This window comes from Streptomyces sp. NPDC054863 (genome assembly GCF_053610825.1).
In genome coordinates this window covers 34,700-46,644 of record NZ_JBSGZD010000033.1, presented here as the reverse complement: position 1 = coordinate 46,644, position 11,945 = coordinate 34,700, and the positions used below count along the sequence as shown (strand labels likewise).

Annotated in this window: 1 protein-coding gene; it reads right to left on the bottom strand. The window is 74.3% G+C overall.

The window, feature by feature from the left end; all coding sequences use genetic code 11:
- Positions 1-11,532, bottom strand: an 11,532-nt coding sequence (locus tag ACWGIG_RS09510) for an amino acid adenylation domain-containing protein (protein WP_453320959.1), incomplete at its 3' end; no start/stop codon positions are given.
- Positions 11,533-11,945: the final 413 nt, after the last annotated feature.

Genomic DNA, 11,945 nt, shown 5'->3' with positions numbered 1-11,945 from the left:
CAGTGGCGCGAGGTCGGGTTCGAGACCGGCCAGCCGTCGGCGGTAGGCGGCCGACAGGTCGGCGGCCAGCGGGCCGAAGGACCAGCCGTCGGCGGCGATGTGGTGGATCACCAGGGCGAGGACGTGATCCTCCTCGCCCAGGGCGAGGAGGCCGGCCCGCAGCGGGAGGCCGGCGGCCAGGTCGAAGGGCTCCCGCACGATGCGCTCCAGGGCGGCCGTGAGCCCGGCCTCGTCGACCGGGGTGCGCACGAGGGCGGGGCGGGCTCGTTCCGCGGCCAGGACCACCTGGTGCGGGAGACCGTCGGTGTCGGGGTAGACGGTGCGCAGCACTTCGTGCCGGGCGGTGAGGTCGGCCAGTGCGTCCCGCAGCGACGCGAGGTCCAGCGGGCCGCGCAGGCGCAGCACCACCCGCATGTTGTACGCGTCCGATTCCCCTTCGGCGAAGCGGTGCAGGAACCACAGGCGGCGTTGCGCGAAGGACAGCGGCAGCGGGTCGGGGCGCCGTACCAGGGCGGTCGGCGCGGGCCGGAGCGGGGCCCCGGCCGCCGCGGCGACGCGCTCGGCGAACGCGGCGACCGTCGGCGCATCGAAGACGGCCCGGACGGGCAGTTCTGCGCCGAGTTCCGAACGGACGGCGCCCACGAGCCGGGTGGCGAGCAGGGAGTGTCCGCCCAGCTCGAAGAAGCTGTCGTCGATGCCGACCCGGTCGGCGCCCAGGATCCTCCCGTACAGACCGCACAGCACTTCTTCGAGCGGTGTGCGCGGTACTCGGCCGGTGCCGGTGACCGCGGCGCCGGGGGCGGGCAGGGCGCGGCGGTCGAGCTTGCCGTTGGGGGTCAGGGGCAACCGGTCGAGGAGGACGATCACGGACGGCACCAGGTGGGCGGGCAGCCCCGCGGCGACGTGCCGGCGCAGCTCCGCCGGGGCCGGGTCGGTGCCCGGCTCGGGCACGGCGTACGCGACGAGGCGGGGGGCGGCGTCGGGCCCGTCCTCGCGCATCACCACGGCGGCGCGGGCGATCTGCTCGTGGTGCTCCAGGAAGGTCTCGATCTCGCCGGGTTCGACGCGGTGGCCGCGTATCTTCACCTGGTGGTCGGCGCGCCCGAGGTGGTCCAGACGGCCGTCGGGCGTCCGGCGGACCAGGTCGCCGGTGCGGTACATCCGGGTGCCCGGTGCGCCGAAGGGGTCGGCGACGTAGCGTTGCGCGGTCAGGGCGGGACGGCGGTGGTAGCCGCGGGTGATGCCGGGGCCGGCGAGGTAGAGCTCTCCCCGGGTGCCGGGCGGGACCGGTCGCAGCCGGTGGTCCAGGACATAGGCGCGGGCGCCTGGAACCGGGCGCCCGATGAGGATGCGGCCCTGGGCCCCGTCGGCTTCCGCCCGCTCGTCGAGCGGCTGGAAGGTGCTGGTCATGGTGGCCTCGGTGGGCCCGTACTGGTTGACGACGCGGACGCCGTCGCCCAGCGCGTCCACCCGCTCCAGGTGTCGTTCGGCCAGTGCTTCGCCGCAGGTCATGACGGCACGCAGGGCCGGGCCTTCGGCGTCGGGGAGCTGGGCGGCCTCTTCGGCGAGGGAGGCCAGCAGGGACGGTACGGCGGACAGCAGCACCGTGGCGCCGTGCCGCCGCATGGCGCGGACCAGGGCGCGGGGGTCGTTGGCCTCGTCGGGCGCGACCACGGCCACGGTCCCGCCGGCCGTCAGGGTGGCGAAGATGTCCCTGACCGAGGGGTCGAAGGAAACGGAGGCGAGGTTCAGCACGACGTCGGCGGCGGCCAGCCGGGCGGTGGCGGTGAGGTGTCCGAGGTAACCGGCGACCCCGCTGTGCGGTACGACGACACCCTTGGGGTGTCCGGTCGATCCCGAGGTGTGGATGACGTAGGCGGGGTGCGCGGGCAGCAGCGGGCGGGCCCGGTCCTGGTCGCGCGGGTCGGTGTCCGGGGACAGGGCCAGGGCGGCGCCGGTCTGCGGCTCGTCGAGCCGCACGGTCCTGGCCGGGTCCGCGTCCGGAAGGCGCAGGCCGGTCTGCGAGGTGGTGACCAGGAGGGCGGGTGCCGTGTCGGAGAGCAGGTACGCGATGCGGTCCGCCGGGTATCCGGGGTCCACGGGGACGTAGGCCGCACCCGATTTGAGGACCGCGAGCAGTGCGACCACGAGGTCGGCCGAGCGCGACACGGCCACGGCGACGGTGCTCTCCGGGGCGGCGCCGCGGGCGACGAGCAGATGGGCCAGCCGGTTCGCGCGGGCGTTGAGCTCGCGGTAGGTGAGCCGCTCGTCGGCGGAGACGACCGCCTCGGCGTCGGGGGCGGCCGCGACGCGTGCCTCGACGAGGGCGGTGACGGTGGTGGCGGGGGCCCGTACGGGTGTGCCCTGCCAGGATTCCAGCCGGTGGCGTTCCTGCCGGGTCAGCAGGCCGTCGCGCCCTGCGGGCCGGTCCAGCCCCTCGGCCAGCTCCTCGAAGAGCCGTACCAGCCGGTCCATCGTCGCTCCGGCCGTGGCGTCGTCCATGGCCGAGGCGTGGTGGCCCAGCGTGAGGTGGAGGCGCTCGCCCGGGGCGGCGAGCAGCCGTACGGGGTAGTCGGTGGCGACGCCGCCCTCGGCGGCGGTGACCCGCAGGCCGTCCACCGCCCGGAACGCGGCCGGGTCCAGCGGGAAGTTGAGGAAGACCACCATGGTGTCGGCGAGGGGGCCGGTACCGGCGGCGCGTTGGATCTCCGGGAGTCCCAGGTGCTGGTGGGCGACCAGGCGGGCCTGCTCGGCCTGGAGGCGGCGCAGGACGTCGGCCATGGGCCGTACGGGGTCGAGGCGCACCCGTACCGGAACGGTGCTGAGGAACAGCCCGATCATCGACTCCACGCCGGCGACCTCGGCCGGGCGGCCGGCGCTGGGCGCGTCGAGGACGACGTCGTCACGGCCGGTGAGGGCGCCCAGGAGGACGGCCCAGGCGCCCTGCACCAGGGTGTTGAGCGTCAGGTCGTGGCGTCGGCACTGGTCGGCGAGGCGTGCGGTCAGCTCCGCGGACAGCAGCCGTTCGACCGTCCGGGCGGTGCGCGGCGCACTGTCGCCGGGTCCGGTGGGCGGTGCACCGTCGCCGGGCCCGATGCGCGGCGCACCGTCGCCGGGTCCGGTGGGCGCGGGGAGAAGGAAGGTGGGCTCCGCACCGTCGAGGGCGTGGCGCCAGGCGTCCCTTGCGGCTTCCCGGTCCTGCCGGCCCAGCCACTGCAGGTAGTGGGCGAACTGCGGCGCCGGGGCCCGGGGGCCGGGTTCGGCGTAGGCCGTCAGCAGGTCGTTGAGCAGCAGGGGCTGTGACCAGCCGTCGAGCAGGATGTGGTGGTAGGTGACGACCAGCACGTGGTGGTCCGGTGCCAGGCGCGCCAGGGCGGCGCGCAGCAGGGGCGGCCGGGCCAGGTCGAAGCCGCCTGCCCGGTGTGCGGTGCGCAGGGCGGCCAGTTGTTCCGCGCGCGCCTCGTCGTCCTGTCCCAGCAGGCAGGTCTCGGTCCACGGAAGCCGCACCTGCGCGGGGAGGACCTGGACCGGTCCGGCGGCGGTGTCGTGCACGAAGGCGGCCCGCAGCACGCCGTGCCGGTCCGGCAGCGTCTCCCAGGCGGCCCGCAGCCGCGCCGGGTCGAGTTCTCCTTCGAGGGTGAGGGAGAGCTGGACGACGTAGTCGTCCGCGTCGGCCCCCCGCGCCGCGCCTTCCCCGGCTCCGGTCAGCGACCGGTAGAGGAGCCCTTCCTGAAGGGGCGTCAGGGGCAGGAGGTCCAACGGGCCGTGGTAGCGGGCTTCGAGTTCCCGTCGCACGGGTGCGGGCACGGTTTCCGCGGGTTCGCGGGACTCCGCGACGGCGGCCACCGGCCGTGCGGCGGTGGCGAGTGCGGCGACGGTGGGGTGGCCGAAGACGTCGCCGACGGTGAGGCCGAAGCCCGCCCTGCGGGCGGCGGCGACCAGCTGCATCGCGAGCATGCTGTCGCCACCGAGGGCGAAGAAGCTGTCGTCGATGCCGACGTCCGGCACGCCGAGGAATTCGGCGAACAGCGCGCACAGTGCCGTCTCGGCCGGGTCGCGGGGCGCCCGGCTGTCCGGCGCGGCCGCGAAGTCGGGGGCGGGCAGCGCGGTGCGGTCGAGCTTGCCGCTCGCGGTGAGGGGAAGTGCGGGCAGCACGACGACGGCGGCGGGCACCAGAGCTTCCGGCAGCAGGCGGGCGGCGTGTTCGCGCAGTGCGGCCGGGAGTGCGGCGGCCCGGCGGCCGACGGCGGGGTCGTTGGCGTGGGCGGCACCGGGCGCCGGACCGGACGACGGGGACGAAGGGTAGGGCAGCCGGACCGTCTCCGTGGGCGCGAGGGTGTCGGTGCGGCGGAACACCGCGTCCACCGTGCCGGGGCCTCCGGTGGCGGAGGGAGCCACTGCCACGCGGTAGCCGTGTGTGCCGGCGAGGGAGTGCAGTTCCTCGGGTTCCACTGCGTGCGTGTGCGGTTCACCGGAGCCGAGCGCCGCCACGGCGGCGGCCACGTCGCCCGTCGAATCCAGCCGCAGTGCCGCGCGGACCTGACGGGCGGTGCGCGCGTCGGGCAGTCCGGTGACGCGCACCGCGGGCGGGCGTTCCCCGGCCAGGACCCGGTGGAGTTCGCCCGGTTCCGGTTCGGCCTCGTAGGGGGCCGGGGCGTGCGGTGCCTCGGTGGTGTGGAGCACCACGTCGTAGCGGTAGCGGCTCAGTTCGTTGCGGTAGCGGCCCCGCTTCACACGGATGTCGGCGGCGGCCAGGGGCAGGTCTCCGGCTTCCTCCGCCAGAGCACTGAAGTAGGCGGGGTCCACCAGCAGTTCGTTCTCGCCCAGCAGCCCTCGGCCGATCGAGCGGTGCAGGGCGGCGGCGGTCGTGCGGCGGGCCGGATGGACGCGGACCAGGTGCTTCTCGGTCTCGAAGATCCGCGCGGCACGCAGGTCGCGGACGTCGCCGACGAAGATCCGTCCGCCGGGTGCGAGCAGCGCGGCGACGGCGCGCAGGACCCGCGTCAGGTGGGCGGCGTCCGGGAAGTACTGGACGACCGAATTGAGGACGACCGTGTCGAAGTGGCCCCGGGGAAGGCCGTCGGTGTCGTCCGCGGTGCGGCAGCTCAGCGTCACCCGGTCGGCGAGGTCCGCGGGCAGCTCCTCGGTGAGCCGGTCGATGACCTCGGCGGAGAAGTCGGTGGCCCAGTACGCCTCGACGCGCCCGGCGAGTTGCGACAGCAGCAGTCCGGCGCCCACGCCGATCTCCAGCACCCGCGCGGGCCGCAGGGCGAGGATCTCCTCGACGGTCCGCTCCCGCCATTCGCGCATCTCGTGGAGCGGCAGCGGCCGGCCGTCGTAGCTGCTGTTCCAGGTGGAGAAGTCCTCCCCGAAGGCGGGGAGGTGGGTGTCCGTCTCCGTGGCGGCCGCACCGTACGCCGACTCCCAGACCTCCTGCCACTCGCGCACCCGCCGTGCCGACTCCCGTTCTCCGTCGGGGGGTGTGCTCGCGCCGCCGGAGGGGGCCGGTACGACGTACGCGGTCAGCCGGCGCTGTCCCGGCCTGTCCTCCCGGACGGTGACCACCGCGCTGCCGACCCCCGGGTGGGCGGCGAGCACCGTCTCGATCTCGCCCGGCTCCACGCGCACGCCGCGGATCTTGACCTGGTGATCGGTGCGCCCCAGGTATTCGAGCTCGCCGTCCCGCCGCCATCTGGCCAGGTCACCCGTGCGGTACATGCGGGTGCCGGGCGTCCCGTACGGGTCGGCGAGGAAGCGCTCCGCAGTCGTGCCTGCCAGTTCCGGGTAGCCGCGGGCGAGCTGCTGGCCGGCCAGGTACAGCTCGCCGGGGACGCCCGGGGCCACCGGTCGCAGCGTCGCGTCGAGCACGTACGCGCGGGTGTTCTCCACCGGCCTGCCGATGGGGACGGGGCCCGGTCGGCCGGGCCGGCAGCGCCACTGGGTGACGTCGATGGCGGCCTCGGTGGGGCCGTAGAGGTTGTGCAGGGGCACGTGGGCGAACACGGTGTGGAAGTCGGCCGCCGTGTCCACGGGCAGGGCCTCACCACTGCAGATCACCCGCCGCAGCGTGCCGCCGCAGGAGGCGGCCGCCGGATCGTCGAGGAACGACCGCAGCACGGAGGGCACGAAGTGCACCGTCGTCACCCGGTGCTCGCGCACGGTCGCCGCCAGCCGGGAGGCGTCGCGGTGCGCGCCCGGGGCCGCGACGACCACCGTGGCGCCCGTCGTCAGCGGCCACAGCAGTTCCCACACCGACACGTCGAACCCGATGGGCGTCTTGTGCAGCACCCGGTCGTCGGCGGTCAGGCCGAAGGTCCGCTGCATGCCCAGGACGCGGTTGGTGATCGCCCCGTGCGGCACGACGACGCCCTTGGGCCTGCCGGTGGAACCCGAGGTGAAGATCATGTACGCGGCGGTGGCGGGCGGCACCGGCCGCGGGGGCTCCACCGGTGCCGCGTCGCCCGGCGGGTGGGGGAGCAGGATCAGGTCCCGGCCGCCGGTGCCCAGCAGTTCGGCGGTCTCCGCGGTGCTCAGCACGCACAGCGGGTCGGTGTCGGCGAGCAGTGCCTCGATGCGCTCCCGCGGGTGGTCGGGGTCGAGGGGTACGTACACGGCGCCGGCCCGCAGCACGGCGTGCACGGCGACCAGCAGTTCGACCGAGCGGGGCAGTGCCACGGCGATCCGGACCTCGGGGCCCGCGCCGCGTTCCCGCAGCAGCGCCGCCAGGGCCGAGACCCGCCGGTCGAGCTGGGCGTAGGTCAGTTCCCGTTCTCCGTCCACGACGGCGAGGGCGTCCGGGGCTGCCGCCGCGCGGGCGGCGAACTGCTCCGGTACGGAACTGGCCGGCACCGGCACGGTGGTGCCGTTCCAGCCCTCGGTCACCTGGTGTCGTTCGGCGGCCGACAGCACGTCGAGAGCGCGCAGCGGCCTCGTGCCGCTGCCCTCGGCGGTCACGGCCCGCAGCAGCCGGACCAGTCGCCCGGCGATCAGGGCGACGTCGTCGTGGCCGAACGCGTCGGTGCGGTAGCCGAACCGCAGACTCAGTCCGTCCCCGGGCACCACGAGCAGGGTCAGCGGGTAGTGGGTGCCGGCGTAGACCTCCGGATCGGTGACGCTCAGCCCGGGGCCGGGCCGGAAGGTGGCGGGGTCGACCGGGAAGTTCTCCACGGTGAGGAGCGTGTCGAAGAGCAGGTCGAGCCCGCTGAGCCGGGTGATGCGGCCCAGGCCCACGTGCTGGGCCGCCCGCAGCCCGGACTGATCCGCCTGCAGGGTGCGCAGGGTGTCGAGGAGACCGGCCTCCGGGCGCAGCCGTGCCCGCACCGGCACCGTGTCCACGTACAGGCCGACCATGGACTCGGCGCCCGGTATCTCCGCGGGGCGGCCCGCGACGGTGGTGCCGAAGACGACGTCGTCGCGGCCGGTGAGCGCACCGAGCAGCACTGCCCAGGCCCCTTGGATCACGGTGCTCAGGGTGAGTCCGTGGGTTCTGCTCCACTCACTCAGCGCGTTCGTGACGTCGTGCGGCAGCTCGGCGGTGAAGCGGCTCTGGCTCGCCTCCTGCCGGTAGCGGGTGGCGGCCGGCGCGAGGAGGGTGGGTGACTCGACCCCGTCGAGCGCGGCCGTCCACAGGGCGTCGGCGGCACGCGGGTCCTGCCCGGCGAGCCACGCCGGATACGCGTGCGGCGGGACCGCCGGGGGCAGCTCGCGTCCGTCGTACAGGGCGAAGAGCTCCCGGCCCAGCAGCGGCAGCGACCAGCCGTCCAGCAGCATGTGGTGGTGGGTGAAGAGCACGGCGTGCCGGTCGGCGCCGAGCCGGACCAGGACGACGCGCAGCAGCGGGGGCCGCGCCAGGTCGAAACGGCCGGTCCGTTCCTCGGCGGCCAGGCGGGCCAGCCGCTCGCGCTGTGCGTCCGTGTCGCCGGCCGCGGACAGGTCCTCCTCCCGCCAGGGCAGGTCCACCCGGTCGAACACGAGTTGCAGCGGGGCGACCGTCGTGTCCCCCGCGCCGACGGACGTGCCGGAGACGAACGCGGACCGCAGCACGGGGTGCCGGTGCGACAGGCCCTCCCAGGCCATACGCAGCCGTTCGGCGTCCAGCGGGCCCTCGACGGTGAATCCCAGCTGAACGGTGTAGTCGTCGTCCCGGGCCGCCCCCTCGTCGAGCAGCGACTGGAAGAGCAGCCCCTGCTGGGCGGGCGCCAGGGGCAGTACCTCCCGCAGACCGGGGTGGTGCTCGCGCAACAGGCTCAGCTCGTCCTCGGTGACGGCGCTCACGGCCACGGCGGGGACCGGCGGTGCGGTGTCCTGCTCCCTCAAAGGGGCTGCCGCGCATGCGAGTTCCGCCACGGTCGGACCGGCGAACACGTCCCGTACGGTGAGGAGCAGGCCCTCCCGGCGGGCGGCGGCGACCAGCCGCATGGCCGTCATGCTGTCGCCGCCCAGCGCGAAGAGGCTCTCCCCGACGCCCACTTCGGGCAGCGCGAGCAGCTCGGCGAAGATCTTGCACAGGGCCCGCCCGGCCGCGTCGCCCGGCGCCGTCCGGTCGCCGGAGGCCACGCGGGCCGGCACGGGCAGCGCGCGCCGGTCCAGCTTGCCGTTCGGGGTGAGGGGCAGCACGTCCAGTGCGACGAAGACGGCCGGCACCATGTACGGCGGCAGACGTAGCGCCAGTTCGTCGGCGAGGGCCTGCGGGGGTTCCTCCGCACCCTGGTCGCGGAGGACGACGTAGGCGGTCAGCACCTGGTGCCCGGGGGTGTCCTCGCGTACCACCACGGCGGCCCGGAGGACGTCCGGCCGTCCGCTCAGGGCGGCCTCGATCTCGCCGGGCTCGATCCGCAGCCCCCGCAGCTTGACCTGCTGGTCCGCCCGGCCCACGTACTGGAGGGTGCCATGGGCTCCCCAGCGGGCGAGGTCACCTGTGCGGTACATGCGGGAGCCGGGGGCGCCGAAGGGGTCGGCGACGAACCGTTCGGACGTGCTGCCCGGCCGGTGGGCGTAGCCTCGCGCGACCCCGGCCCCGGCGATGTACAGTTCGCCCGCTCTGCCGGGCGCCACCGGCTGGAGGGCGCCGTCGAGGACGTACACGAGCGTGCCGGTGACGGGCCGTCCGATGGGCGGCGGCGTCGACTGCGCGTCGCTGGGCGCCAGGGCGGCGGCAGTGGACGACTGCGCGTCGCTGGACGTCAGGGCGGCGGCAGTGGACGACTGCGCGTCGCTGGACGTCAGGGCGGCGGCGGTGGACCAGACGGTGGTCTCGGTGGGCCCGTAGAGGTTGGTCACCGACGCGGCGGCGGCGGTCAGTGCCGCGGCCAGCGGGGAATCCAGCGCCTCGCCGCCCACCAGGACCCGCACCCGGGACAGGACGGGCAGCACCTCCTCGGCCACGGTCCGCCACAGACTGGGGGTCGCCTGCATGACCGTCACGCTCTCCGAGACCAGCAGGTCACGGATGAGGGCGGGGTTCCGTACGGCGTCGGGGCCCGCCACCACCACGGCGGCGCCGGCCGTCAGGGGTGCCAGGAGTTCGAGGTTGGCGATGTCGAAGCCGAGGGTGGTGACGGCGAGCAGCCGGTCGCCGGGGCCCAGACCGGTCCGTGCGGCCATGTCGAGCAGCAGGTTGGCCAGGCTCGCCCGGTCGACGACCACGCCCTTGGGGCGGCCCGTCGAGCCGGATGTGTAGTTGACGTAGGCGGCCGTGGAACCGCTGACCCCGGCGGGCGGCACGTGGTGTGCCCGGTCCCGGTCGCCCCGCTCCGCTGCCGGAGCTCCGGCGAGCACCGGTCGCGGGCCCTTCGGTACGGCGGCGGCGAGTTCGGCGGTGGTCAGCACCACTTCGGGCCGTGCCTCGTCGGTCATGAGGGCAAGCCGGTCCGCCGGGTGGGTCAGGTCGAGCGGGAGGTAGGCCGCGCCGCTGCGCAGGACGGCCAGGAGTCCTGCCACCAGGTCCGCCGAGCGGGGCAGGGCGAGCGCCACGCACTCCTCGGGGCCTGCCCCTTCCGCCGCCAACGCGTCGGCCAACTGCTCCGCACGCTCGGCCAGTTGGCCATACGTCCAGCGCGTGGCGCCGCAGACGACGGCGATCGCGTGCGGCGTCCGGGCGGCCTGCGCCGCGAACAGCTCCCAGGGGCCTTCCCCCGGGCGCGGGACAACGAGGTCGTGCTGTGCGCCGGCTCCCGACCACTGGGTGAGGACCTGACGGCGCTCGTCGCGGTCGAGCAGGTCGATGCCACCGATCGGCAGGGCCGCCGCGGCGGCGTCCGCGGTGACCGTCTCCAGCAGCCGCAGGAAGCGGTCGCGGTGGGCGGCGAGCTCCTCGTCCGTGTAGCGGGCCGTATCGGCGGTGAAGTCGACCCGGATCTCGCCCGGCTTCCCCGGACGGCCGCCGTAGCAGGCGAACGCCAGGTCGGGCACGGCGCCCGAGGTGAGGTTGTGCATCGTGCCCCGCACCTGGGCGAAGGCGAGGTCGTAGTCGAACGGCATGACGTTGACCAGCGGTCCGTAGAACGCGGTGCCAGGGGCGACCCCCAGTTCGCGGGCGAGGTCGGCCTCGGGGAAGCGCTGGTGCCTGGTGGCGCCCTTCAGCGCCTCGGCGGCCTGCGCCGTCAGCTCGGCGAAACTGGTACCGGGCCGCACCCGCAGCCGCAGCGGGACGAGGTTGGAGACCATGGAGGGGATCGCGCTCGCCGCGGGCCCCACCCGCGAGGCGACGGGGAAGCCCAGCACCAGGTCCTCCACGCCGGTCGTACGGTGCAAATAGGCGGCGGTCGCCGCGACGAACGCGGCGGGCCAGCTGGACCGGCTGCCCCGCGCCACAGTGCGCATCCCCTTCTCCACGGACAGGGAGAGCCGCGCGGAACAGCGGCGGGTCGTCCGCTCCCCCGGGCCCGTGCGCTCGGACAGGGAGACCGGCTCGGGCCGGCCGGACATCCACTCCCGCCAATAGGCCCGGTCGGCGGCGAAGTCCGGCGACTGCCGGTAGGCGAGTTCCTCGTCGATGACGGCGTGGAGCGGACCGAGCCGTCCGGGCACCGGGTCGCGACCCTCGGTCAGCGCCGAGTAGAGGGCGGCGACCCGGCGGATGAACAGGGCCGTGCCGGCTCCGTCGATCAGTATGTGGTGGCCGCAGTGGTAGAACCAGTGCCGCTCCGGTGCGATCCGCAGGACGGCCGCCCGGTAGGAGTACGGATCGGACAGGGTGCGGGTACGGGCCAGGGCGGCGTCCATCCAGGTGCGCGCGGCACTCTCCGGATCGCTCTCGCCGCTCAGGTCCACCCGCAGGAGCCGCCATTGGTCGTGCCGGACGACGCGCTGACGGAGCTCCCCGTCCCGCTCGTCCACCCGTATCCATGCCGCGTCGCACTCGGCGAGGCCACGGTGCACGGCCTCGTCGAGGAGGTCCGTGTCCAGGGGGCCCGCGAGGTCGATGTAGAGACCGAGGTTGTAGTGGGCGCTGTCGGCGTTCAACTGCTCCCCGAACCAGACGGCCGACTGTCCTGCCGTCAGCGGATAGTCAATCGAATTCTCGCCAGTCACGACTTCTCCCCTATGAGCAGAACCAACGAAACGATCTTATGCACAGCAATTCCATGAAAGGTGAACCGGGCGCCAACACACGCTTACGGTAAAGGAGTTGTATACATCGGAAATTTTCGGCGAGTTCACCTCACGGCCACCTCCTCCCCGTATCAAATCGCCTCTCACCAGGGAGCTTTGCAAAACAGGGTGACCACAACCCGGCCGCGAGAAGAGGCGGCACCCGTAGTACAGTCCCTTTCGGTTCCGAAATTCAGCACGCTCCCCCTTCCTTTGGGAGCACTCCTTCATCAAGTCCCGGATGCGTCTTCCGGATTACACCTGGAACCCAACCAATTTCCGCCCCTACTTCCGCCGCCCGTAGACCGTTCGGAATTTCCGCGCCCCGCTCGCCGCGGCGTCCGCGGAAGGGC